Origin of the sequence: Lentilactobacillus senioris DSM 24302 = JCM 17472 (assembly GCF_001436555.1) — a bacterium.
Taxonomy (GTDB): Bacteria; Bacillota; Bacilli; order Lactobacillales; family Lactobacillaceae; genus Lentilactobacillus; species Lentilactobacillus senioris.
On sequence record NZ_AYZR01000009.1, the window covers coordinates 106,555 to 130,933 of the forward strand.

General features: G+C 38.6%; 23 protein-coding genes. 7 read left to right on the forward strand and 16 right to left on the reverse strand.

Annotated features, from left to right (window positions below):
- Positions 1–2: 2 nt before the first annotated feature.
- Complete coding sequence (locus FC56_RS07075) at positions 3–458, reverse strand: GNAT family N-acetyltransferase (RefSeq protein WP_056978607.1); 456 nt, start codon at positions 456–458, stop codon at positions 3–5.
- 120 nt (positions 459–578) lie between these two features.
- Here FC56_RS07075 and FC56_RS07080 point away from each other — a divergent pair, with 120 nt between their 5' ends.
- Positions 579–1,916: an FAD-dependent oxidoreductase gene (locus FC56_RS07080; RefSeq protein ID WP_056978609.1), complete on the forward strand. Its 1,338-nt coding sequence runs from the start codon at positions 579–581 to the stop codon at positions 1,914–1,916.
- A 136-nt stretch (positions 1,917–2,052) separates the two neighbouring features.
- On the opposite strand, the gene FC56_RS07085 is transcribed toward FC56_RS07080, so the two are convergent.
- Positions 2,053–2,727, reverse strand: a complete 675-nt coding sequence (locus FC56_RS07085) for a hypothetical protein (RefSeq protein WP_056978610.1) — start codon at positions 2,725–2,727, stop codon at positions 2,053–2,055.
- A 145-nt stretch (positions 2,728–2,872) separates the two neighbouring features.
- On the opposite strand from FC56_RS07085, the gene FC56_RS07090 reads away from it, so the two are divergent.
- The 4 genes from FC56_RS07090 (at position 2,873) to FC56_RS07105 (ending at position 5,614) form a co-directional block, all read left to right on the forward strand.
- Positions 2,873–3,580, forward strand: coding sequence for an AzlC family ABC transporter permease (locus FC56_RS07090; protein WP_056978612.1), 708 nt, complete (start codon positions 2,873–2,875; stop codon positions 3,578–3,580).
- Positions 3,567–3,890, forward strand: coding sequence for an AzlD domain-containing protein (locus FC56_RS07095; RefSeq protein WP_056978614.1), 324 nt, complete (start codon positions 3,567–3,569; stop codon positions 3,888–3,890). The genes FC56_RS07090 and FC56_RS07095 overlap by 14 nt, the downstream gene beginning before the upstream one ends.
- A 129-nt stretch (positions 3,891–4,019) precedes the next feature.
- On the forward strand, positions 4,020–5,177 hold the full coding sequence (locus FC56_RS07100; RefSeq protein ID WP_056978615.1) for an MFS transporter: 1,158 nt from the start codon (positions 4,020–4,022) through the stop codon (positions 5,175–5,177).
- Positions 5,178–5,371: 194 nt separating this feature from the next.
- Complete coding sequence (locus FC56_RS07105) at positions 5,372–5,614, forward strand: hypothetical protein (protein WP_056978617.1); 243 nt, start codon at positions 5,372–5,374, stop codon at positions 5,612–5,614.
- Positions 5,615–5,728: 114 nt separating this feature from the next.
- On the opposite strand, the gene mprF is transcribed toward FC56_RS07105, so the two are convergent.
- The 7 genes from mprF to helD form a co-directional block, all read right to left on the reverse strand.
- Positions 5,729–8,341 carry a bifunctional lysylphosphatidylglycerol flippase/synthetase MprF gene (gene mprF / locus FC56_RS07110; RefSeq protein WP_187116943.1) on the reverse strand — a complete coding sequence of 871 codons (2,613 nt, stop codon included), beginning with the start codon at positions 8,339–8,341 and terminating at the stop codon, positions 5,729–5,731.
- Between the two features lie 75 nt (positions 8,342–8,416).
- On the reverse strand, positions 8,417–9,598 hold the full coding sequence (locus tag FC56_RS07115; protein WP_082620606.1) for a hypothetical protein: 1,182 nt from the start codon (positions 9,596–9,598) through the stop codon (positions 8,417–8,419).
- A 117-nt stretch (positions 9,599–9,715) separates the two neighbouring features.
- Positions 9,716–10,360 carry a DUF998 domain-containing protein gene (locus tag FC56_RS07120; protein ID WP_054670566.1) on the reverse strand — a complete coding sequence of 215 codons (645 nt, stop codon included), beginning with the start codon at positions 10,358–10,360 and terminating at the stop codon, positions 9,716–9,718.
- 459 nt (positions 10,361–10,819) lie between these two features.
- On the reverse strand, positions 10,820–12,373 hold the full coding sequence (gene guaA, locus FC56_RS07125; RefSeq protein WP_082620607.1) for a glutamine-hydrolyzing GMP synthase: 1,554 nt from the start codon (positions 12,371–12,373) through the stop codon (positions 10,820–10,822).
- 86 nt (positions 12,374–12,459) lie between these two features.
- The gene (coaA, locus tag FC56_RS07130; RefSeq protein ID WP_054670561.1) at positions 12,460–13,383 is read right to left on the reverse strand and encodes a type I pantothenate kinase; all 924 of its coding nucleotides are present in this window, start codon (positions 13,381–13,383) and stop codon (positions 12,460–12,462) included.
- A 65-nt stretch (positions 13,384–13,448) separates the two neighbouring features.
- Positions 13,449–14,366, reverse strand: coding sequence for a magnesium transporter CorA family protein (locus FC56_RS07135; protein WP_056978625.1), 918 nt, complete (start codon positions 14,364–14,366; stop codon positions 13,449–13,451).
- 121 nt (positions 14,367–14,487) lie between these two features.
- On the reverse strand, positions 14,488–16,788 hold the full coding sequence (gene helD / locus FC56_RS07140; protein WP_056978627.1) for an RNA polymerase recycling motor HelD: 2,301 nt from the start codon (positions 16,786–16,788) through the stop codon (positions 14,488–14,490).
- Positions 16,789–16,944: 156 nt separating this feature from the next.
- Between helD and FC56_RS07145 the strand changes: the two genes are divergently transcribed.
- Together FC56_RS07145 and hflX are read left to right on the forward strand one after the other, a co-directional pair.
- On the forward strand, positions 16,945–17,601 hold the full coding sequence (locus tag FC56_RS07145) for a histidine phosphatase family protein (RefSeq protein WP_054670556.1): 657 nt from the start codon (positions 16,945–16,947) through the stop codon (positions 17,599–17,601).
- 201 nt (positions 17,602–17,802) lie between these two features.
- Positions 17,803–19,080: a GTPase HflX gene (hflX, locus tag FC56_RS07150; RefSeq protein ID WP_056978629.1), complete on the forward strand. Its 1,278-nt coding sequence runs from the start codon at positions 17,803–17,805 to the stop codon at positions 19,078–19,080.
- A gap of 78 nt (positions 19,081–19,158) precedes the next feature.
- On the opposite strand, the gene FC56_RS07155 is transcribed toward hflX, so the two are convergent.
- The 7 genes from FC56_RS07155 to FC56_RS07185 all read right to left on the reverse strand — a co-directional run bounded on the left by FC56_RS07155 (position 19,159) and on the right by FC56_RS07185 (position 24,331).
- Positions 19,159–19,863 carry an amino acid ABC transporter permease gene (locus FC56_RS07155; RefSeq protein WP_056978631.1) on the reverse strand — a complete coding sequence of 235 codons (705 nt, stop codon included), beginning with the start codon at positions 19,861–19,863 and terminating at the stop codon, positions 19,159–19,161.
- A 14-nt stretch (positions 19,864–19,877) separates the two neighbouring features.
- Positions 19,878–20,516 carry an amino acid ABC transporter permease gene (locus FC56_RS07160; protein ID WP_056978633.1) on the reverse strand — a complete coding sequence of 213 codons (639 nt, stop codon included), beginning with the start codon at positions 20,514–20,516 and terminating at the stop codon, positions 19,878–19,880.
- On the reverse strand, positions 20,513–21,346 hold the full coding sequence (locus tag FC56_RS07165) for a transporter substrate-binding domain-containing protein (protein WP_056978634.1): 834 nt from the start codon (positions 21,344–21,346) through the stop codon (positions 20,513–20,515). Before FC56_RS07165 ends, FC56_RS07160 begins: the two co-directional genes overlap by 4 nt.
- Positions 21,347–21,363: 17 nt before the next feature.
- A complete protein-coding gene (locus FC56_RS07170; RefSeq protein ID WP_056978636.1) occupies positions 21,364–22,104 on the reverse strand; it encodes an amino acid ABC transporter ATP-binding protein in 741 nt (246 codons plus the stop codon).
- A gap of 169 nt (positions 22,105–22,273) precedes the next feature.
- Positions 22,274–23,104 (reverse strand): DUF6681 family protein, encoded by an 831-nt coding sequence (locus FC56_RS07175; protein WP_056978638.1) that lies wholly within the window; start codon positions 23,102–23,104, stop codon positions 22,274–22,276.
- Positions 23,105–23,107: 3 nt separating this feature from the next.
- Positions 23,108–23,770: a hypothetical protein gene (locus FC56_RS07180; protein WP_056978640.1), complete on the reverse strand. Its 663-nt coding sequence runs from the start codon at positions 23,768–23,770 to the stop codon at positions 23,108–23,110.
- Between the two features lie 90 nt (positions 23,771–23,860).
- A complete protein-coding gene (locus FC56_RS07185; RefSeq protein ID WP_056978879.1) occupies positions 23,861–24,331 on the reverse strand; it encodes a Fur family transcriptional regulator in 471 nt (156 codons plus the stop codon).
- Positions 24,332–24,379 lie beyond the last annotated feature (48 nt).

Sequence of the window (24,379 nt, forward strand, 5' to 3'; positions counted from 1 at the left end):
TCCTAAATTGGCCGAGTTAAAATAATTAGATCCACGGCTCGAATATCATTTTCAAAAATTGGTTGAGCATACTCAGTAAAATAATTGGGTTGAATGCTATTAAACCGGAATCCTAGCTTTTGATAAAATCTCAAATTATCAAGACTGGAATTAGCAGTTCCCACTTTCATCTGAGAATACCCTAGTTGATGATAATGTTCAAAAAGATTGCTAATAGTATAACTTGCTAATCCCCGACCTCGATAGGCTGGTAAAACAGCAATATTTTTAATTTCGACAATCGTATCATTCTTTTTTAAAACCGCTACAGCTCCTAAAGTTTGGGGGCCGACCATTATAGCAAAAACGTCAGCCACTTCAAGGTACTTAGCGATCTGCTTGGGGTCTGGATCAGCTAATAACAATATTTTTAAAAGCGAACTTCGATTGTTGTTAACGGGTTTAATTTCTATTTCCATAATTGCGCCTTCTTTTTTGTAAGTATTTCACTATAATTATTGACACCGATTTCATAATTGTTACAATACTAGTAGAACCACATTTTGTGAACTAATGTTCAAAAAAGGAGATTGAATAATATGAAAGTTGTAGTAATTGGTTGCACCCATGCTGGCACATTTGCCATTAAGCAAATTTTATCAGAATACCCAGATGCAGATGTCACTGTTTACGAAAAAAACGATAATATTTCATTTCTTTCCTGCGGAATCGCCTTATATTTGGGGGACCAAATCAAAGATCCACAAGGACTATTTTACTCTAGTCCAGAGGAATTAAAAGAACTTGGCGCAACGGTTAAAATGTTGCACGAAGTTACCGATGTTGATTTGGAAAATAAGGTAGTAACCATTGAAAACTTGGATACAGAAGATACACTAACTGATTCCTACGATAAATTAGTAGTAACCACTGGTTCTTGGCCAATCATTCCACCAATCAAGGGGATAGATAACGATAAAGTTTTCCTTTGCAAAAACTGGAATCATGCTCAAGAACTCTTCAAAAAAGCACCTGATGCTAAACGAATCACAGTAATCGGAGCTGGTTATATTGGCGCCGAACTAGCAGAAGCTTACAGCCGAACTGGTCATGAAGTTACCTTAATCGATGGTGCTGACCGGGTAATGCCTAAGTACTTCAACAAGGAAATGACTGACATTATTGAAAAAGACTATACTGACAATGGCGTTAAGTTAGGTCTTGGAGAATCCGTTGAAGAAATCAGTGGTGATGATACCATCACCGTTAAAACTAACAAGGGAGTTTACGAAACTGATTTGGTAATCCTTTGTGTTGGATTCCGACCAAACACTAGTCTTTTCAAGGGCAAGTTGGATATGCTACAAAATGGTGCCTTGATTACTAATGATTACATGCAAACTTCAGATCCTGACGTTTTCGGTGCCGGTGACAGTGTTGCTGTTCATTACAACCCAACGCATAGTAACGCCTATATTCCACTAGCTACTAACGCCGTTCGTCAAGGAATTTTAGTTGGTAAGAATTTAGTTAAGCCAACCGTTAAATACATGGGAACTCAATCTACTTCCGGATTGAAACTATACGAACGAACAGCAGCTTCTACCGGTTTAACCATTGAAGCCGCTAAAGCTCAGGGCATCAACGCTCGGGAAGTTCGCTTAACCGATAATTATCGTCCGGAATTCATGGAAACTACTACTCCAGTAGTAATGTCATTAGTTTACAATCCTGATACTAGACAAATCTTAGGTGGTGCTCTTCTAAGCTTGTATGATGTAGCTCAATCAGCTAACACCCTATCAGTAATGATTCAAAACCAAAACACTATTGACGACCTCGCCATGGTGGATATGTTATTCCAGCCTCAATTTGACCGTCCATTCAACTACTTGAACGAATTAGGCCAAGCTGCACAGGCACAAGAAGCAAAATAGTATTATATAGCTTAATAATCTCCAACTAAAAAGATCTAACGCTTAAGAACATATGCGTTAGATCTTTTTACTTTCGTTAATTTACTACAGCCTGTGCCTTATTCCACAACAATGTAGAAGTATAATATTGTTCATTTCAATTTACCTTGGACAACTCATCAATTGTTTTTCCAGTTTGGTTTTTTAAAATTAACCAACTATTAGTGCCCCCATAGTACAAAAAAAGACCGACTTCATTAACACTCTTGAGAATAATATCTTCGGTAGTAACAAAATTTTCAAATTGAGTGCTATGTTCTGCCCGCAACTGTTCGGCAAATCTAGCACTAAAACCTAACTTACCATCTTGATTTAATGGTGCGGTGCTTCGCATAGTGGCCCCTCTTTGAATTACTAACTCTGCTCGTTTACGCCAATAAACAATTGCCTGACTACCTTCATAATCAACGTAAAACGGCATATCTGACAGTTGTTTCTTAAATTTATGTTGGGCTTTACCATTAGACTTAGCCGGAACCAGCGAACATCCCAACAAACCTAAGATGTTAAGCCAATAATCATGTTGAGGATCCGCTTCGGATTCAATTGCGTTTTTAAGCTCTAATGGGGTTTTTCCCATCGCTTCTAAGCTAATGATACGTTCCATCTTAAGCTGCTTAATTGAAGTGGTTACCTCAGTTATCCGATTATGGTTTATATATATGTACACCGCGTTTTGCGGAATTCCTTCAAGTTCCGTTTGAACCGTAATAGTGATTTCATCATTAGATAGCTTTAAACCAGCTGGTTGTTGTCTTAAACTCAAATCCATTTTCTGCACCCCATTCCAATGTTTTAATTGCTAATTTAATTTTAGCCTATCTAACTTGAAACTACCTAATATCTTATCTGGGGATGAATCTCTTAGCTAAACATGCTTTAATAGTATTAGACTGTTAGGAGGTTCGATTTAAATCATGAATCACGAATTAAATTCTTCTGCGGCTATCAAGGAGGCTTTACCAACCGTATTTGGTTATATCGGAATTGGGTTGGCCTTTGGGATAGTTGCTAAAGCCGCTGGATTTAGTCCATGGATCACGTTATTAATGTCTTTGTTTATTTATGCCGGCTCGGCGCAGTTTATTGCAGTCAGCATGCTAGCTGCTCACAGTCCGGTAGCATCCATTGTTTTTGCCGTTTTCTTGGTTAATGCTCGGATGATCTTAATTAGCACCACCGTCGCGGGCTACCTTCCCGCTCAAGCGACTTGGAAAAACGTAGTTCTGGGAAGCTTCATTACCGACGAGAGTTTTGCTTTAAGCATGAACAAAATCAACTATACTAATCATCGGTTAAACTTCGAGTGGTTAAATGCTGCCAACCTTGTGGCTTATTGGGTCTGGGCTGGAGCTTCAGTTGTAGGTGCCATTTTAGGCAATTTCATCACCGATCCACAAGCTTGGGGATTAGATTTCGCAATTGTAGCAATGTTTTTAGGATTACTATACCTGCAAATTATTTCAGAACAGGTTCTTTCTTATTCACTTCAGCTGCTGGTAGTGTTAATCACTTTAGGTCTAATGTACGTTGGATTTATCTTTATCCCCACCAACTTGTTAGTCTTAGTGGTCACCTTAATCACATGTGGATTGGGGGTGTGGCTCAAAAATGAATTCTTCTGAGTACGTTTTACTGACTATTTTTGGTTGTGGCTTGGTCACTTGGTTATCTCGAGTATTACCATTAGTGCTTCTCCAAAAATTTCGACTGTCTCCAAAGGTCACTGAATTTTTAAGCTTTGTTCCAATTGTTATCATGGCTGCCCTCTGGTTCGAAAATCTTTTTACCCAACGTTTAGGCCACTTGCCAACCCCTAATTGGGATAATATTATTGCTTCAGTGCCCACTTTTGTTGCTGCCGTAATCACCAAAAGCTTGTTATGGATAGTTGTCATTGGCATGTTATCCTTGGTGGTAGTTCGCCACATTTAACTTTACATTCATCCTTAAATCACTTAGGGTAGAACATATAAATTCCGACAGCGAACTTGACGTTCGTCATAATACTAGTAAAGCACGCTTTCTAGGTAGGAAACTAAATTTAGAAGGAGTGTTTTTATTTTGTCCAAAAAATATTTAACGATGGTAGTGGTGTTAATCGCAGCTAACCTCAGATTAGCAGTAACCGGAATGACTCCCATTTTTAGCACAATCCAAAGTGCTTGGAAGGTGGATTCAACGTATACTTCGTTGCTAATGACCATTCCCTTACTATGCTTTGCGATTGGAGCCATGCTGACACCACAGATTTTAAAACAAATTGGCTTAAATTGGTTTGTAGCGTTATCAGCTGTATTGTTGGCAGTTGCTAATCTGCTACGGGTCATTAATGTGACCACTATGTTAACTGGCACCATTTTGGTAGGACTAGCTATTGCCTTTTTAAATGTGCTAGTGCCCACCATTATTGCCCAATACCGGCCTAACGACGCCACCCAGTTAACCAGTTATTATTCCTTGACGATGAGTCTTTTTTCGGCCATTGGAATGGGTTTGGTAGTCCCAATGAGTAACTTAGTAAGCTGGCAGTTTAGCATCCAGCTATTCAGTATTCCAGCTATTATAGCTTTAATAGTCTGGTTATTGTCTCAAAAGAAACTACAAACTGGCTTACAGCAACCCATTAAGAAAACTGATGCTCAACCTATCAGTTTCATGCAAACTCTGTTACACGACCATTATGCTTGGTTATTAGCTCTATTTATGGGGTTACAATCTCTAATTTTTTACAGTTTAAACACCTGGTTGCCATCCATCTACGTTGACCATGGCGTTTCCTCAGCTACTGCTGGTTTTATGCTTTCCTTATTCCAGTTAATCGGAATTCCAGCTGCGTTGTTACTAACTTGGATTTTTAATAAACGAATCATCTTAACCATCATCTTAATTGGCTACGTTGGCGGGATGTTAAGCATCTTGCTCAATGGAATTGGCCTGTGGATTTCGGCTCTGCTACTAGGTTTTACCAGTGCATTGATTTTCACCCTAGCAATGGCTTTAATTACCAGTAGCAGTAACCGAATGGAAGTTATCGCCGTCAGATCTGGGTTCGCTCAATTTATCGGCTATTTAATTGCCGCAGTTGGGCCCCTCTTATTCGGACAGCTCCATAGCGTTACTGGTGGCTGGCTAAGTGTTATTATTACCTTCATCATCTTCATGGTAGTTACTATTAGCATCGGGTTTAAAATTACTGCCAGTGAACAATTTCAACAATAAAAAATCAGGGTCTTAATTAGATCCTGATTTTTTATTTGAATTAATCTAGCGCTTGTAAAAAAGTTCACACAAATTAATCATCTCTTGGTATACTAAAAAGGTACTATAAGTACTAATGAATAGCTAATCAGTTAGATCAAGGGCTAATTGATTATCAATGTTTGTTAGTTAATTCATTTAGGAGATGAAAGACCATGAAAGCATTACGCAAAACCGCAATTTTAATTGCTGCTACTTTTACCATTGGTGGTGGAATGACTGCTATTCCTGCAGCCCCAGCGCAAGCTAAAACTCGCTACGTTTGGATTGCCCCTAGATATGGGAAAAAATATCATTATAAAAAACACTGCCGCGGCCTTAACAACGCCTCTAAATTAAAGCACGTCACTTTAAAATGGGCTAAACACCATCATTATAAATTATGTAAATGGGGATAACCATATATAAATAAAAAGCAACCGAAGTTTTTCGGTTGCTTTTTATTTTATCTTTTATCAAATTGCCTCTCTTAGTCAACCAGCTAGTAATTAAACATGCATGTTCATAAACAATCACTCTTTAGCAACGTCATCCTTGCCGGGATCTAGTTGAGGATCTTTTTTCCTATTAAGTCCCAATAACTTCGATTTTTTACTAATAGTTCTGTTATCAACTAACAAGATTACAATCATTACATAGATAACCCAAGCTTTTCTAGGGTATAGGGTGTACCGTGAAATCCACTCAGGCGAGTACTTTTCTTTGTAGTCTCGAATTCCTTGGAAGGAATAAAAACGCGCACCAAATTCGTAAACCAAATGGGCAATCCGTTCCTGCATAAAACTCCGCTTTGAAAGTCCCACATTAGATAGCGGCGCCATGCCTAAATCAAAATATTTAATTCCCCGAGTTTTCATGTAATCAAACAAGTTTACAAACAAGAAATCCATACTCCCTGAAGGGGCATCCTTACCATGTCTCATTAGATCAATAGTTCCAATGGTCTTTGTATACGTAGGCATAAAATTAGCAAACGACACAATCTTGCCATCTGGGTCTTTAACTACAGCGATTGGTGCCCGTTGAAGGTAGCTCTCCGAGAAAAAGCCCATAGAAAAGCCTTTTTCCTTTCGTCCTTTCAACCAGTAATCCGAAATTTCCTGTAAGGTCAACATTAAATCTTCATCAAATGGTGGTTGGAGCACTTCAAATTGGTACCCTTCTTTAGTGATTTTATTAATCGTAGAACGAGTCCCTTTCATTTTTTTACCAGCAGTAGTAAAGGTATCCAAATCAACTAGGGCCTGTTCCCCCATTTTAATGAAATCGTATCCCATTTCGTGCAGGGCAATAATACTACTTTCATTCGTTTCATAGAAGATCGGTTGATAACACCAACGATCGGCATCGTCTAAGAACTGCTGAATAGCTGCTTGAATATCTGATTGTTTGCCCGCCGGATCTCCCATGACGATACATTTATTGTTATAAGTAACAAATTGGAAAAAAACGGTATCTTCTTCACCATCATTATAAAAATAAAATGCTTTATCACCTAAAAAGGCTAACTGACTATCAATATTTCCACCATATTGGTTTAATATCTTTAAGACTCGTTCCTCATCCAAAGGCACGCCGATTTTATGCTTACTACCTTCCAAATAATGGAAGAACAATAACATAAAAATAGCAACGATTAGGATAGCAATAAACCCAGTTATCCACAACCTTTCTGACGGAAACAAGAAGAATGAAATGGTACCTCTATGTGGATGATGGCGTCCCACATGGTTATAAACCCCAATAATAGTGTACAAAATAACTAAAACACCAATAATAAAACCATCAGCAGTCATCCACTGCCAAGAATACACTAACTGTTCTCTGTAAAGTTCAGTTCTGGAAACCACAATCATGATCAACATAATCCCTAAAACAAATAAGGCTACCATACTAAAGTCAAAGAAGAAGGTGTACAAAATAGCAACTATCAACAAAGCAATGGTTGGCCAGTATGCTCGTTTTACCCGCGCAGCGATCCCACGGCCCATAACTAATAACGAAAAGCCCAAGATAATATTAGGGAATTCCGAAATAATATGATAATGGTAGATGTTGATCATTTTTAACCATGGAATCTTAGTGAATCCCTGTGGAATAGTAGCCAATAAAATAATCATAATTCCAGAAAAGTAAAGTAAGAAGACCTCCACCTTATGGAAAAATTCCAATGCTAAATTCTTAGGGATTCCGGAATACTGAGTGTTGATCGATTGCCAAGTATTATCAAAGAAGAAGCTTCCACCGATAATCAATGGAATAACGTAGTATGCTAATCGGAATAAAATTAGCCAAATAACGCTAGTTGCCCTGGGCACTCCTAAACTCGATAACCCTAAAATCATAATGACATCAAATGACCCTAAGGCTCCGGGAAGCATAGAAACGATCCCGATAACAGAAGCGGCAATGAAAAGTGGCAAAATTTCTTTAATAGAAACTGAAACTCCCATGGCCCACCCAACACACATAAAGGCTAAGACCACACCAGACCATTCCAGAAATGAAGTTAAAGTTAATCCTAATCGTTCCTTATTAGCTAAGCCACCTAATAGCCCGCTTTTTTTGAATTTGGTAAAGATATACACCGCAGGAAAATAAAGACTTCCCCCTACCAGCCAAATCCAATATTGGCGTAAGAAAGCCACCGTATTACCGGTAACCACTAAAATTAAACTTGCCAAACTAAGTAATGATAACCCGGCTTCTAAGAATAATAAAATTTTAGATAACGCCGACATTACTTCTTTGGGATCATTATCCTTCGCATAAAATTCCGAACGTAAGCCAACACTAATTAGGCCTCCAAAACCAGCAAGGTTATTAACTGTGTTGACAAGCCAACTAGTCTCAAAAACATAACGTTTTTTATGCTTGGTATGTAACATACTATTCAAAATAAAGTCGTATCCCGTCATTGGTAAAATCGAAACAATTCCGACTAAGACAGTGATTAACAACTTATAGGCTGGAATAGCTTTCACGGTTAGCTTCAACTGTTCATAAGAAATGGACTTAGCAATTGACAATAACTCTCCAAAAACAATAAAGATAACAGTGACTAAAAAGACTGCTTTTAACAATTTTAAATTACTACGAAACCAATTCACTATAGACTTCAATATGGTCACCTTCGATCCTTTCAAGATTGGGCGGCGCGAACATAAAAATTAGGTGTGGAGATAATATAATAACTACTTCTATTGTGATTCGTATGGCAAAATAGCAAACCTATCAACATAGGTAGCATAATTTGAACCGACTCGCCGTTCTCGATATTCTTTGGCTCCACTTTCAAACACCATGCTAATAGTGTTCATTTGGTGATCAATAGAAACTTCTTCAACTGAATGTGGAACTTTAAACCTATCAGAACCAATATCCGGAGACTTAAAATCAAAGTGCAACGGATGGTGATCGGAATAGTTTTGGACTTTAATTAATACCGTGCCTGGTAAATTACCAGCTGACTGACTTAAGATTGCCAAGCCATTGTTTAGCATTGAAACTCCTTGGACACTGTCCCACCCAGGATAATAAGCATCAATCACTTTATTCTCAACAAACCAATTCATCAAATTAATAATAGCTGCTTTTTTACTTTTTGCTGAAAGATGGTGATCCTTCTCATCCTTCAGAAATCTTTGAATATACTTTTTTCTTTGTGAAATCGAAATAGAATTCGGTAATCCGGTTTTATTAGTGGGAATTAGAACAATCGAACGATGCGCTGGATTCTTCCCATACTTAGCCACCACTAATAAATTCTTGTACGTTGTAATTGCCGATGTTCTAGTTCCTAAAGCAAACGGTATTTTTTTAGACTTAATCGCTCGTTTAACTATTTGGGGATTATAAGCATCTATAGTCCCCTGTTTAATAGCACCAAACCCCGCCACTCCGTTGAGATCATTAGAATAAATTAATTGCTTATGCTTTTCTTCATATGTAATTCCCCCAACATGAGCCATTGAATTTAAAATGAGTGACTTATCATATTTACGCGTTTTTTTGTCAATTTGGAAAATTAACGAGTTTAGTTTATGGTCGCCATCGTAAACACTAATAAAGTATTTCTTATCGGATTGGGTGAGTCCCTGGGGCACCCAATCAGTTCCAAAGACCGGCTTATTAGTCTGATTATTAATCGACCACGCCCCCCGTAATCCTGGAATTATACCGAACTTAAGATTACTAAAGGTAACATGTCTAGACTTATTTTCCCGATTTAAACTAGTAAACTGCTTTCTAGTAGCCGCTTCGCTTTGTAGTGGCCTGGGATCAGCAGTCCACTTAGGAACATCCTTAGGATTGTCGACTAATTCTGCTAAGGCTTGTTGTTGTAGATAACGTTTAACAGTTAAGATCCCTCCAACTATCAAGATTCCTCCCAACAAAAGCACAATAATCCACTTGGTCCACTTACTTATCATATTTGTTCTGCTATTTGCATCTCCCCTCATAGAAATTAAATCCCAGTCTTCATAGTTATCTGAATGTTATCGATTTTTGAAAACGGGTAAGTTTTTGACAGCCACGATGAAAAACGGCAAGTACAAGAATAAGAGGTTTAAGCGTTGCCACAATCCACGGTGAGAAATTTGAAAGGTGTTAACAAATGGAATCTTAGGCAAAGCAAAAAGCAACATAAAGAATCCTGAAATTAGAAAAATAACTATTAAAGTAATCACCATCGCGTTATTTTGTTGCAAATAAAACAACCAAATTAACAGGAAAGTCCCGATCAATAATGCTAAAAAACCTGCTCCAGAAGCAAAGTTATGGAGCATGCTTGCAAAGCCAACTTCATCTGCAGAACTTGCTCGATCCACTAATCCAGTAATAATACAGTCACCAATCCCAAAAATAACAATACAAATAGCAATCCACATAGACAGCGAATGTGAAGTCTGATTAAAATGTGCGTAAAATGCTGGTGCCGCTAGGACAAACAAAGTACCATTAATAATTTCCCAAATCTTAAAAGCCGTTTTAGTCGGCATTCCGGTTTCACCAAAATTAGAAATCAACATTTCCACTTGGCTATACCCTTTTATGTAACGTCCTAATACAAATGGCAAAACCAATTCACTAATTACAGCTATAATCAGTAAATAAAAGCCATAACGTTCTAATATTTTCATAGTTCCATCCCCTAATTTTTAATCACTCCGTTACTAATTTTTATTGTACCTGTTGCTTTCAAAAAGTTCCAAGGAATAGCTCGCCAAGATTAAGGAGAAAGTTATGGAGGGGTAAATTGGTTAATTATTGAATTAGCTATATCGCAAAAATTCAAAACCATTTTGTAATACAGTTTTTCTGAGAATTTCATTAATTTCAATAACTTTTTAAACAAAAAAAGACCGGCAAACTAATGCTGATCTCTAAAAACGGAGCTATAGATTTATTTGGTGGTATTAAGAGCGATTTTTAAAAATGTACCGCCCGATATTTTAAAAATGATTTTTGTACCGCCTAATATACCACCTTTTTATCGTTTTCTATCTGTTTAAATCGGTTTTAAGCAACAAAAAAAGACTGACAAATCAATGTCAGTCCTTGATACAACCCTATTCAACTCGATAGAGCTATGTGGAAAATTATTCCCATTCAATTGTCGAAGGTGGCTTGCTCGTAATGTCATACACTACGCGGTTAATCCCTTCAACTTCGTTTACGATACGGGTTGAAATTTTTTGTAGAACGTCCCAAGGTAACTTGGAGAAGTCAGCAGTCATACCATCAATGGAGCTAACGGCACGAATAGCAACGGTGTAATCATAAGTCCGACCGTCACCCATGACACCAACACTCTTGAAGCCAGGCAAGACAGTAAAGTATTGCCAAACTTCTTGATCCAAGCCAGCTTTGGCGATTTCATCACGTAAAATCCAATCACTTTCGCGAACGATTTCTAGTTTGTCTTCGGTAACTTCACCAATCACCCGAATTCCCAAACCTGGTCCTGGGAATGGTTGACGCCAAACTAAATCATGAGGAATTCCCAACTTTTCACCTAATTCACGAACTTCATCCTTGAATAAGGTGTTAAGTGGTTCGATCAATTCAAAGTGCATGTCTTCTGGTAATCCACCAACGTTATGGTGAGACTTAATGGTTTGCGCCGTGTCAGTCCCACTTTCAATAACATCGGTATACAAAGTACCTTGAGCTAAGAAATCGATACCTTCCAGTTTTTGAGCTTCGTCATTGAAAACTTGAATAAACTCGTTACCAATGATCTTACGTTTCTTTTCAGGATCGCTAACTCCGGCTAATTTGGATAAGAACCGTTCTTGCGCATTAACTTGCACAATGTTTAAGCCAAATTTACCAGCTAAACTGTCCATTACTTGTTCGGCTTCGTTCTTCCGTAACAAACCATGGTCTACAAAGATACTAGTTAATTGATCACCAATTGCTTTATGAAGCAAAACACCAACAACACTAGAATCTACCCCACCAGAAAGACCGAGCAATACTTTTTTATCACCAACAGTATCTCTGATTTTTTGGATTGAAAGATCAATGAAGTCATCCATTGACCAATTAGCGGTGGCTTGGCAAACGTTAAAGGCAAAGTTCTTCAAGATATCAATACCGAATTCGGTGTTACGAACTTCGGCATGGAATTGAATTCCATAAAATTGACGGCTAGTATCTTGCATTGCCGAAATTGGGCAAGACTCACTAGTTGCAACTGATTCAAAACCTTCAGGAACTGAAGTAACTAAATCACCATGGCTCATCCAAACGGTTTGTTCGCGTGGCAAGCCTTCAAATAAACGGGCGTCATCATTAGTTATCTTAATGGTGGCGTGTCCATATTCACTGTTATCGGCCTTTTCAACTTTCCCACCAAGATCGTAGGCCATTAATTGCATCCCATAACAAATTCCTAGGATTGGAATCCCTAGGTTAAAGATTTCTGGGTCAATGTGAAAAGCACCATCATCATATACACTATTAGGTCCACCAGAGAAAATAATTCCCTTAGGAGCCATTGCTTTGATTTCAGTTGCGGACATTTTATGAGACTTAAGTTCAGAATATACGCCTAAATCACGAATGCGCCGCGTAATCAATTGGTTGTATTGACTACCGAAGTCTAGCACTAAAATTTTATCGAATGTTGATAAGTCAACGTTTGCCAAGAGGTCCACCCTTTCAAATTTAATATTACTATTCTATCCATTTTTGGCTCTCAGGTCAATACATCTTCACAAAAGACAAACATTCATCAATATTTACGTAAATAAAGTTTATCAATGATGTGATGCTTAGTCTTGTGCATAATCATATCTGCCCTACTTCGAGTAGGTAAAATGTTTTCTTCTAGGTTGGGTAAATCAATTGTATCCCAAACGTTATTGGCAATTTCAAACGCCTCCGCTCGATTACCTTGAGCATATTTATAGTAATGGTTTTGCGGATCTTGAAAAGCGGTATCCATTAACTTACCAAATCGTTCTAGGTACCATTCTCGAATCTGATTAGCATCAGCATCCACATAAATAGAAAAATCGGTAAAATCACTAACGTAAATTTGCTCATTGCTAGGCAGTTGCAAAACGTTAATTCCTTCGATAATTAAAATATCCGGTTGATCGATAATGTCGAATTCTCCCGGCACAATATCGTAAACTTGGTGAGAATAGACTGGCACTTTCACGTTATAAACTCCGGCCTTCACGTTATTTAAAAAGTTAATCAACGCAGCCATGTCATAACTTTCTGGAAAACCTTTACGATCCATGATTCCTTGCCGTTTCAACTCTGCTGTCGGATATAAAAAACCATCCGTGGTAATCAGTTGAACCTTATTTTCCGGAAAATAATAACTCAATAATTCCTCTAGTAATCGCGCAGTAGTAGATTTGCCCACTGCCACACTTCCAGAGATTCCGATAATAAACGGAACTTTTCGGGCTGCCTTATGTAAAAAATTAGCCTTAGTTTCTTGCCAGTTATTAAAGTTAGTTAGTTGTAGTGACAACAAGTGTACCAACGGAATGTAGATATTCGAAACATCTTGTAAGGAAATTTTATCATTAAAAGCTTTAATGCTCCGTAATTCAGAAGCGGTTAACGGCACCGTTTTCTTTTCATAGAAGTGTTTCCACTCCTCTTTGTCAAAAGAATAATAGTTAATTAAATCATTCATGATTAGCGACAACCTCAGTATATTAGTAATAAATCATTATAGCATTGAAACCGGTTTCTCCAAACTTATTTTTTGTTGAAATCATGCATTTTAACCAAAATCCCCACCAATATTGTAAATATCACGGAGACCCCAATAGTTGCCAGCCAGCCACTCTTAGTTCCAGAAAATGGTAAATCAACGTTTTGACCAAAAAAGCCAAAAATAATAGTTGGAATTGCCATCAAAATTGAAATGACGGTTAAAAATTTCATCGTATTATTCAAATCATTATCTAAAACATTAGTATAAGCATCCGATAAATGAGCAATCACTTCACTGGCCATTTGAGCCATCTCTAACCCCTGACGTAATTCAACGTTAATATCATCAATTCGCTCTTTATCATCATCAGAAACCCGAAAATTTCTGGAGTATGACATGTCCGCCACTACTGAAGTATTGGAACGTAACGAAGTTAAATAGTAAACCAGGTTAGTTTGCAAATCCATCAACTGCGTAATTGAATCACGGCTCGTCTTTACCTTTAAATTTTTCTGGAGGTGCTGTCTGCGTTTATCAATTGCATGAATTACGTCAAAATACCGACCAGATAATTTATACATTACGCGCAACATGACTTGCAAAGCAGTAGCGTTTATAGCCTGTAATTTAGATTGCTCAGCCAATAATTGTTCCACTACGAAACGATTAATTGGAGCCGAAAAGATCACCAGAGTTTCCCCATCCAACGCAAACGTAATTGGCGCAGTGGGATCCTTTTCCCCATCACTGTCCTTTGAAACCACAACGTCATAGACAATTAACGTTAACGGTGAATCATCTACTGACTCAATTCGAGCACGTTCATCAATATCAAAAGCGTAGCCGAACATTTCGTTAGTCATTCCATAGCGTTCCTGAAGGCTCTTTTTTTCAGTTTCGTCCGGCTGAAAAACGTCAACTAGTTGACATGCCGACGTAAATTGCATTGATTTAATCATATTATTCTCTCCATTAATTTCTATCATTAACGTTACCGATTAGCTTTTAGGAAGTCAACTATTGGCGTTTAAGAACAAAAAAAGAATTTTGACTTTGGTTGGTCAAAATTCTTTTTTGATTTTAATCCTCGATTAGTTCATATTCAGTTTGAGGAACTTCTTTAAACAGTGGTGATAATTGTTCAATTGCTACAATCGTTAAGCGATGCATTGCCCGCGTACAGATCGTGTAAACTAGTTGCCGATCAGCATCATCAGGATATTCGTTAGTGGAAGCATTCCACATTACCACACTATCAAATTCTAGCCCTTTAGCTAAATAAGATGGCACTATGATTACCCCGTTCACTAGCCGTTGATTTTCAGTACGGATCAAGGTGGCTTTTACTCCGGATGACTTTAATAGTTCATAAATATGTTCACACTCGGTAAGGGTTTTACCAATAATAGCAGTGGTTTCATGAATTTTTAAATTAGAAGCCACTTGAACTTTAACGGCTTCTAAAGCCTTAGCTTCATCAGAAACTACGTGGATTTGAGGCAACTCTCCCTGTCGATCAAATGCTTCAATCGCTTCCCCATCAGTTAGCAAGTGCTTGGTGAAGTTAGTGATTTGGGCGGTAGAACGATATGACTTAGTCAATTGAATCACCCGCGTTTTAGACTTGTCAAACATGGTTCCCAACTCATTTAATAGTTGCTGACTGTTTTCATGAGTAAAGATTGCTTGATTCAAGTCCCCGAGCAACGTAAATTTAGCCCGTGGAAAACTAAATTTTAAGAATGCCAACTGAAAGGCACTATAATCTTGAACTTCGTCTATAAAGAGGTACTTGATGTCTTTTTGTCCCCGTTTGCCAGTCATTAAGTCGTATAGATATAGGTATGGAGCTACATCAGCCATTGCCAGCTTATTTTGCTTAATGTCTTCGATTACACTATCAACGTTGTCCGACCACTCCTCTTTAGTTAACCCATAATCGCGAAGATTAATAATTTGTGGCACGCTTCTTAAGAAGTGCACAAATTGATGGGTAATGGTTAGGAAATGATTTCGAACAATCTGCCGCCGTACTTTTTGGAATGCTTGGGTCACAATTCCCCGGGCTAAGAAATTAAATTCCTTATCGGCGTCTTGGATTTCAGTTTCCGCATCATGGTGCATCTTTTGGATTTGTTCTTTAGTTAAGTTTTGAACCGCTTCTTCTACCCAATCGGTCTTCATTTCTACGTGAATTTTGCGGTTTAAGATCTTAAGCAGCGCTTCTTTGGTACCATCCAAACGATTTCTCAAGTTATAGTTTTCATTAAAGCCATAGTAGATTTCAGCAATTTTTTCTTTAGCAATCAACACCCGGCCTTTAAAGACGATATTTCTAAAACGCATATCTTCTTTATTCAAATGATTAGCGTAGGCCGTAACTGCTTTAAAATACTGCAAGCTACCTTTCATAGTCGTAGCAGCCTTTTTCTCAGGATTGAACTGTTCGTCAAACCGTTCTCCCAAAGTTTCCACCTGCATATTAGGTAGTCGGTGAGAGCTATATTGATAAAAGGTCATCTGCACCATGTTTTGTTCGCCCAATTCTGGCAAGACTTGGTTAATATAATCATTAAAGAGTTGGTTGGGTGAAAATAAAATGACTTGAGCTGAGTTCAAGTGGCCCCGGTACTGGTACAGCAGGTAGGCCACCCGTTGCAAAATAGCAGCCGTTTTCCCAGAACCAGCGGCTCCTTGAACAAATAATAGTTCAGATTTAGTATCTCGAATGATTTGGTTTTGTTCTTTTTGAATCGTAGTTACGATACTTTTCATTTTAGTATCGGATTGGTTCCCCAATGCATCTAACAACATTTGGTCGCCGACCACTTCTTCGGTGTCAAAAACGGTTTTAATTTCACCATTAGCAATTTGGAATTGTCGCTTTAATTTTACGTCAACTGTTTGTTCTCCTGCAGGAGTTTGATAAGTAACTTTACCGATTCCACCATCGTAATAAATACTGGAAATGGGAGCCCGCCAATCGTAAATCAAATAGTGATCTGGCCGGTCGGTAAAAGAGGCCATCCCGATATAAATCGTTTCGGCGTTTTGTTCGCCATTTTCATGGAAATCTAATCTGGCAAAATACGGATTAATTTCCATTTTTTGCAAGGTAGCCAACTGCTTAGCAGCATAACTCTGACGGGTTTGGCGTTCAGTCAACATTTGCTGTTGTTGGCGAATCGTCAAGGCGGTTTCCATCATGCCACTATAAGTAGTGGTTTTCAGCCGCACATCGTTGTAGAAATTATGGTTGATTTCATCAACGTCTTGTTTAGCTTTGCTACCCTTTTGTTCTTCCACTTTTTCAGCTGCTCGAACCTTGCTGATTACTTCGTCCAAATGGGCCTGTTCTTGTGCTTTTACCTTATCAGTCATCATCTGTCTCCCCTCTAACTTGACATAATAGTTTAGCACAAATGACTTTACTTGGCAAAAGCGTGTAACCGGTTACCAAATTGGTATACTTGCGATAAACGGGAGCCTTATGGTACAATGTAAGCGTTTTGATAGCAAACATATAGGAGGATTTTTATGGCAATCACATTATACTGTGTCCGTCACGGACAAACTTACTTAAACAAGTACCACCGAATTCAAGGAGTGGCTGATTCAGCCTTGACGGACCAAGGAATTGCAGACGCCATTGATGCCGGCAAACGACTAAGCAAGGTTAAATTTGACCGGGCATATAGTAGTAATTCCCCTCGTGCCATCCATACTGGTAAACTTATTTTAAAAGAAAACCCTAGTGACTTAGACACCCCGATTATTGAACCCGCCTTTCGCGAAGAAAACTTCGGTTACTTTGAAGGTAATGACAATACTAATACCTGGCATATTGTAGGTGGTCCGTTAGGCCAAAATTCCTTCAATGAAATCATTGCCGCTAATACTATTGAAGGCTCCAAGGATATGATTGCGGCCGCTGATCCTTACGGTGACGCTGAAACCAACGAACAATTTTGGGCTCGGTTGCAACCAGGTATTGACCGAGTTTTAGCCGATGCTAACGATGGTGATAATATTTTGATTGCTACTCACGGGACTCTCATCCGCAGTATGGTTAGCAAGTGGAATAAAGATATCAACGTGGCCGAATCTACTTTAAATGGTAGTGTCAGCAAGTTTGTCTGGGACAATGGCCAAATGACCGTTGAGTACTTTAATAACGTTAGCGAAAACATTTAATATTTAACTGACAGCGAGTGATTTATTCACTTCGCTGTTTTTTAATGCTTAAAAAACATCCATTGAGTTCGGCACAATGTTAAACGTGCTATACTAGTAACACTAATCAAGGAGGTCAGACGAATGTCACAAATGAGAATCACTCCAGTAATTATAAAACGAGTGACAAACTTATAGCACCCATTCAAGGAGGACTAACGAATGACAGAAGTAACCCTTACTCCAGTAATCACCATTGCATTGGATCTTAACTCACCGAACTTTACTTACGCGGTGGAAGAATTAAACAACTTAGTCGAAGCTAATAACATGGAAGTTGCCGAAACTTTAACCCAAAAACTTGATCGATCAGATCCCGCCACTTATTTTGGCAAGGGAAAAATCGAAGAACTTAAGGAATTGGTCATCGAAACCGGTGTTGATACCGTCATCGCTAACGACGAACTTTCTCCTAGTCAAATTCGAAACATTGAAAAAGCTATCGATGCCCGAATCATCGACCGAACCGGTTTGATCTTAGAAATTTTCGCTAACCGGGCTCAATCTAAAGAGGCCAAACTCCAAGTCGAATTAGCTAAGTTAAAATACCAATTGCCTAGACTCCACACTAGTGCTAGCCAACGACTAGATCAGCAAACTGGTACCAGTGCCGGCGGTGGATTTACCAACCGTGGTGCTGGTGAATCTCAATTAGAATTGAATCGCCGAACATTACAAAAACGAATTACCCACGTTCAAGAGGAATTAAAGGAAGCCCAAAAGGCCGATGAGACTAAACGGAAACAACGCGATCGCAGTGAACTACCCACTGTAGCGCTAGTTGGTTATACCAACGCTGGTAAGTCGACGATTATGAACGGCCTCATTAAGCTATTTGGCGAAAATGAAGAAAAACAGGTACTGGTTAAAAACATGTTATTTGCCACCCTGGATACTTCCGTACGTAAGTTAACGCTCCCCGATCAAAAGAGCTTCTTACTTAGTGATACGGTTGGGTTCGTTAGCCAATTGCCCCATCAATTAGTCCAGGCCTTCAAATCAACACTGGCTGAAGCTGCTAATGCTGACTTGCTAGTCCAAGTAGTAGACTATTCTGATCCAGATTACCAATTGATGATGGAAACTACCGCTAAGACTTTAGCTGAAATTGGGATCGAAAACCGCCCAATGATTGTTGCTTTAAATAAGGCTGACCGAATTGAGGGTCCTTATCCCACCCGAGAAGGTAACGATTTGATTATGGCCGCTACAGACGAAACTTCCCTTCAGGAATTAACTTCAATGATCGTTGAACTAGCCTTTGATGATTATGAAACCAAGACGTTATTAATTCCGTTTAACCGGGGTGACGTAATTAGTTACCTCAACGATAATGCTAATGTTTTAAGCACTGAATACTTAGCTGAAGGCACCCAAGTTACCGTCGAATTAGGTGGTGCGGACCTTAACCGCTTTGATGATTTCTTAATCACTAACTAACCAAAAAGTCTTTCATCCTAATTTGGATGAAAGACTTTTTTTATTTGTAATTCTTAAAACAGCTAGCGTTTAAGAATATTAATTAGTCCCTACTTCACTAATGTCTTCTTCTACTACCGCTCCATTCCGTTGCAATCGTCGTTCAAAATAGTTAGATAACAATGACAATGCGTAACAAACAACGAAATACATTACGGCTAGGGCGATAAACATCGGAATTGTATAGTTAGTATTTTGTCCGTAAATGATTTGCGCATGGTTCATCAAATCCGGAAGTACGATGATGGTTGCCAATGAAGTATCTTTTACTAAGGAAATAAATTGACTAACCAATGCTGGAATCATGTTCTGAATAGCTTGCGGCACGATAATGTATCTTAACGTTTGCCAAAAAGTCAAGCCATTAGAGCGCGCCCCTTCCATCTGGCCGTCCGGAATCGATTCAATTCCAGCTCGAACAATTTCTGCAATCATCGCTGATTCAAAAATGGTTAGAGCAATAATTGCGGCCCAAAACGGAACTGGTTTAAATCCAATGTTTGGAAGGCCAAAATAAGTGAAGAACATAATCAAAATCAACGGCAAATTACGAATGATATCGATCACAAACCCTAAAACGGCTGATAAAATCTTCACCCGTACGTAGCGAACAATTCCTAAAATCATTCCAAAAATCGAACTAAGCACAATTGAAATGACGGATACTTGAACCGTTACCCACGCCCCCTCCATGAGGAAACGAATATTAATAAACGAATAGGCATTAACTAAATTATCCCACATAAGCGTTTCCTCCTTTAAGATAACCGATGTTCCAAGTAACGCATGTAGTAGCTAAGTGGTAAGGTGATGATAAGATATAAAACCCCGACACACATATAGGTACTCATACTTTGTAATGAATCAGAAGCAATGACGTTACCTTGGTACATCAAATCAAACCCGGCCACGAACGCTAACACCGATGAGTTCTTAACTAAGTTAATAAACTGATTTCCCAATGGTGGTAATACATAACGAAAGGCTTGCGGTAAAATGATGTAGCGCATTGCTTGCCAGAAGGTTAAGCCGTTAGCTCGGGCCCCTTCCATCTGTCCAGTATCCACAGATTGAATTCCAGCCCGTACCGTTTCGGCAATAAACGCTGATGAATATAAAATCAACCCGATAGTCCCTGCCACAAATCCACTAATGTCTAATACATACATTGGAATTACTACGTAAAAGAACATGGTGATTACCAATAGTGGAATATTTCTAAAGAGTTCAATATAAGCTCTGGCGATTATCCGCAGCCACCGGATTGGTGTGGATTCTAAAATAGCAAATCCAGAACCAATGATTAAGGCGAAAATTAAAGCAATAATACTACATAAGATGGTTTCACCAAATCCCCGGAGCAACGCATCACCATAGTTTTGAAAGATTTCAATCATCTGCGCACCTCCTTGTAATCAAAGCCCTTTACGTGCCCAAACCATTTATACAAAATTCGATTATATTCACCGGATTTTTCGATCTTAGTTAAGGCTTCATTAATCGCATCCCTGAGATTAGTTTGGCCTTTATTAACCGCAATTCCGTAAGGCTCTTTGGTAAACGTTCCGCCTACTACCGAGTAGCCAGGATTTTCTGCGGACATTCCGTACAAAATTCCGTTATCAGTAGTTAAGGCATCACCTTGGCCAGATTTAAGTGCGGTTAGTGCCTGAGAATAGTCAGATAATTGTAATAATTTAGCTTTAGGAGCAAACTTTTTAATGGTCTTCACGGAGTTAGATCCCACTACTCCTAAGATAGTTGAGTGGCTATTATTTAAATCATAAACATTTTTGACTTTGCTACCATTCTTTACCAAAATTGACTGGCCGGCATCAAAGTAAGAATTACTGAAGTCTACTTGTTTAGCTCGTTCAGGGGTGATAGTCATCGTAGCAATAATTGCATCGATGTTACCATTAGTTAATAGCGGCATTCTAGTTTGGCTATTTACCTGAATAAATTCTGCTTTGCCATCCTTGCCCAAAATTTGCTTGGTTAATGCTTTAGCAATATCGATTTCAAATCCTTTAATTTGGTTATCCTTTACGTCCATTAACCCAAACAATTTTGTATCTGCTTTTACTCCCCAAGTGATAGTTTGGCTTTGTTTGTCCTCTTCTAACACATCTTGATTGGCTAGTGACTGACTTTTACACGCAGTTAATACAAACGCGAGGAAGAGCAATGCCAGGACCCCGCCTATTTTTTTCAGCTTGGTTTTCATGGTATCCCTCCTCTCCCTTAGTGAGCGATGATGTTACTTAAGAAGCGTTTAGCTCGTTCATTCTTGGGTTCTCCCTTGAAGAATACGTCACTACTGTCATCTTCTAAGATTTGGCCATCAGCCATAAAGACCACTCGGTTAGCCACTTCACGTGCAAATCCCATTTCGTGAGTCACCACAATCATGGTCATATCAGAATCCCTAGCAATATCTTTCATAACATTTAACACATCACCAATCATTTCAGGATCCAAAGCACTTGTTGGTTCGTCAAATAATAGGCATTTAGGCTTCATAGCTAGCGATCGAGCAATTGCGGCCCGTTGTTGTTGCCCACCTGATAGCTGTGCTGGAAATTTGTTGGCCTGACTGGTTAAACCTACTTTTTCCAGTAATTCATTGGCAATTTGCTTGTTTTCCTTTTCATCTCGGTGCAACACAATTCGAGGAGCCAACATAATGTTTTCTAAAATGGTTTTATTAGCGTACAAATTAAAATGTTGAAACACCATTCCCACATCTTTACGGATTAAGTTAAGATTAGTTTTTTTACTAGCCAAATCATAACCGTTAACGATTAACTGGCCTGATTGAATTGACTCTAATCCATTAATGGTCCGAATCAGAGTTGATTTTCCTGATCCTGATGGGCCAATAACCACTACCGTTTCGCCGGAATCAACCTTGAGATTGATATCCTTTAAAGCGTGAAAATCACCGAAATATTTCTGAACGTCTTTGAATTCTACCATTGCCATGGCCGATCCCTCCCATATTCCTTGCCCTATATCTTGATGAGCAAAAAGTTTTCTTAAATTAATATTATTGGAATACTTTTTCAGGGTCAAAATTGACGCTTGAATTTAATTTAATCAAAATCATAATTTGAGACGGATAGCTAAATTAAGGCATAAAAAAAGAGCAACATTATCGTTGCTCATTTTGTTCATTCTTTTGGTACGCTACTTGCACCGCCAATTGGTAATCTTGTTGATGTTCAAAAACTCCGGAGCGGCCTTTAATTTTATAAGGTCCCCCAACGATTACTACGTTAGCTAAGAAAAAATCTACCGCTAACTGATCGGCTGCTGATATAGACTGCAGCCCTATCTGCTTGATGGTTCCTAATGGCAGCACTTGAGCTTGATTGACCCCACCATAGATAACATACTTACCATTTTCGTGGCGTAACTCAAAGTATGGAAGCATCATCCCAGGACCAATCGCATAAACTGGCTTACCGTCATTATGCTTTAACAGATTAGCAATCTGCGCATCATCTTGACCTTGATAGTCCGGAACTAGTAGTTGTTGCTGCATCAATATCGCTACAATTGATTTCAAGTTTTCTTGATCAGTTGGAGTTGTATTTATCTTAGCTGGCAACAAGTGTTGTTGATCAAACAACCCGTTGGCGGGAATATTGATCCCCGCATTTACCGGGGTAGCTTGTTTATTTTCCGGCTGGCGAGGATGCAAATGTAATTTTCGAGTTAACCAAGGCGAAATATCATATTTAAATTGCTTGTTAGTAAAATAGTAAAATAAATTACCAATAGCAAAATAGAATAATCCGATTGCCAATGCTAGAAAAAGCAAGCCTCGGGAATAATATTGATTTTTAAGTAACCGAATAGCTACATAGAAAAGATACCCATCACCTAACAAACCTAAAATAGTATAGATTCGACTCTTCACAGTGACGTTAATATTAAAGTAGCCTAGGTAGTGATTAACCATATCTAAAAAACTAAACATTAACTAGCTTCCCTCCTTTTCAGTGTCGACATCTGCAGATTGGGTCGCCGCCTTTGTCGTGGCAGCAGCCGTACCGCTTTGAGTTTCGGTGGCATTATTGGAGGATTTAGTGGTTGTGGAATCGGCATTAGCACTGGCATCACCTGAAGTATCATTACTACCAGTATCAGAGTCATTGTTAGTCCCAGTAACATTGGAGTCACTACCACTGTTTTTAGAGGTACTAGAAGAATTGCTACCAGTACTAGAGTCATTAGTTTGGTCACTAGCACCAGCAGACGTTGATCCGTTATCACTAGAATCGCTAGTTTGATTACCGTCATTAACAGAGCTATCGCTACTATCGTTAGTTGCCGGTGTGTCACTACTCTCTTTATCTGCTAAATCGGAGGATGCTTTTTTATCCGAACTACTATCTTTGTTAGTTGACTCATCCTTTTTCTCAGAATCGTCACTAGTATTAGTTTTTTTGTTATCCGAACTACTGGAGCTTGATTTTCCGTAAATAGCATCTGAAAGTTTCTTTTGGGCAGAGGTTTGTGATGAGCGTGGAGCGCCTTCGTCAGTAGAAGTTGCGTTATTAACTACCACATTAGTTGCCCCAAGCGCCAAAGAAATCGATAAAATGGCAAACGGCGTTAATAATGGGGGAATTCGATTGTCCATTGAAGAACCTTCCTTCACAAAATTGATTAAGCCCAATTATGCCACAAATATATCAATAATCCGTAACAAAAAACTTAATTATTAGTTAAGTTATGACCGTTTAGCACAGTTCTCACATAACCCATAAATTGCAAAGGAATGACCTGAAATTTCACAATCCTTCAGTTGGTCTTGAACCTCTTGACTAAGTGGACAAGCACTTAGTTCTCGAACCTTGCCACAACAACTACAAACAAAATGATGATGGTGTTCATGAGCAAAATCACACTGAAATTTAACGGCTGCTTGGTCACCTTGGACGTTGCGTTCTACGATTCCTAAATCAGCAAATTCTGCAATATTGCGGTAAATAGTATTATGGCTCATTTTGGGAAAGCTTTGTCGCATAAATTCGTCAATGCTAGTCACTTCTACATACTGATTAGTAGCAGTATTAATTAAATATGTCAGCATTGCTTTGCGCTGCTTGGTAATTTTAAAATGGTTGTCACGCAACACTTGAGTTGCGTTATCAATAACAGTTTTCACTTGAAGACCCCCTGTTACGTTAAAAGTAATCATTACTGTTAAGAAGTATAGCATATTAAAAGTAAGACAGAAAGCCTGAAA

What these genes read in the sequence shown, in the direction of transcription:
- FC56_RS07075 (WP_056978607.1), bottom strand. Translation starts at nt 458, where the DNA reads ATGGAAATAGAAATTAAACCCGTTAACAACAATCGAAGTTCGCTTTTA.
- FC56_RS07105 (WP_056978617.1), top strand. Translation starts at nt 5,372, where the DNA reads ATGAAAGCATTACGCAAAACCGCAATTTTAATTGCTGCTACTTTTACC.
- FC56_RS07185 (WP_056978879.1), bottom strand. Translation starts at nt 24,331, where the DNA reads ATGATTACTTTTAACGTAACAGGGGGTCTTCAAGTGAAAACTGTTATT.
- FC56_RS07080 (WP_056978609.1), top strand. Translation starts at nt 579, where the DNA reads ATGAAAGTTGTAGTAATTGGTTGCACCCATGCTGGCACATTTGCCATT.
- FC56_RS07180 (WP_056978640.1), bottom strand. Translation starts at nt 23,770, where the DNA reads ATGGACAATCGAATTCCCCCATTATTAACGCCGTTTGCCATTTTATCG.
- FC56_RS07155 (WP_056978631.1), bottom strand. Translation starts at nt 19,863, where the DNA reads ATGTGGGATAATTTAGTTAATGCCTATTCGTTTATTAATATTCGTTTC.
- helD (WP_056978627.1), bottom strand. Translation starts at nt 16,788, where the DNA reads ATGACTGATAAGGTAAAAGCACAAGAACAGGCCCATTTGGACGAAGTA.
- FC56_RS07120 (WP_054670566.1), bottom strand. Translation starts at nt 10,360, where the DNA reads ATGAAAATATTAGAACGTTATGGCTTTTATTTACTGATTATAGCTGTA.
- FC56_RS07160 (WP_056978633.1), bottom strand. Translation starts at nt 20,516, where the DNA reads ATGATTGAAATCTTTCAAAACTATGGTGATGCGTTGCTCCGGGGATTT.
- coaA (WP_054670561.1), bottom strand. Translation starts at nt 13,383, where the DNA reads ATGAATGATTTAATTAACTATTATTCTTTTGACAAAGAGGAGTGGAAA.
- FC56_RS07085 (WP_056978610.1), bottom strand. Translation starts at nt 2,727, where the DNA reads ATGGATTTGAGTTTAAGACAACAACCAGCTGGTTTAAAGCTATCTAAT.
- FC56_RS07145 (WP_054670556.1), top strand. Translation starts at nt 16,945, where the DNA reads ATGGCAATCACATTATACTGTGTCCGTCACGGACAAACTTACTTAAAC.
- hflX (WP_056978629.1), top strand. Translation starts at nt 17,803, where the DNA reads ATGACAGAAGTAACCCTTACTCCAGTAATCACCATTGCATTGGATCTT.
- FC56_RS07170 (WP_056978636.1), bottom strand. Translation starts at nt 22,104, where the DNA reads ATGGCAATGGTAGAATTCAAAGACGTTCAGAAATATTTCGGTGATTTT.
- FC56_RS07095 (WP_056978614.1), top strand. Translation starts at nt 3,567, where the DNA reads ATGAATTCTTCTGAGTACGTTTTACTGACTATTTTTGGTTGTGGCTTG.
- FC56_RS07135 (WP_056978625.1), bottom strand. Translation starts at nt 14,366, where the DNA reads ATGATTAAATCAATGCAATTTACGTCGGCATGTCAACTAGTTGACGTT.
- FC56_RS07165 (WP_056978634.1), bottom strand. Translation starts at nt 21,346, where the DNA reads ATGAAAACCAAGCTGAAAAAAATAGGCGGGGTCCTGGCATTGCTCTTC.
- FC56_RS07175 (WP_056978638.1), bottom strand. Translation starts at nt 23,104, where the DNA reads ATGTTTAGTTTTTTAGATATGGTTAATCACTACCTAGGCTACTTTAAT.
- FC56_RS07090 (WP_056978612.1), top strand. Translation starts at nt 2,873, where the DNA reads ATGAATCACGAATTAAATTCTTCTGCGGCTATCAAGGAGGCTTTACCA.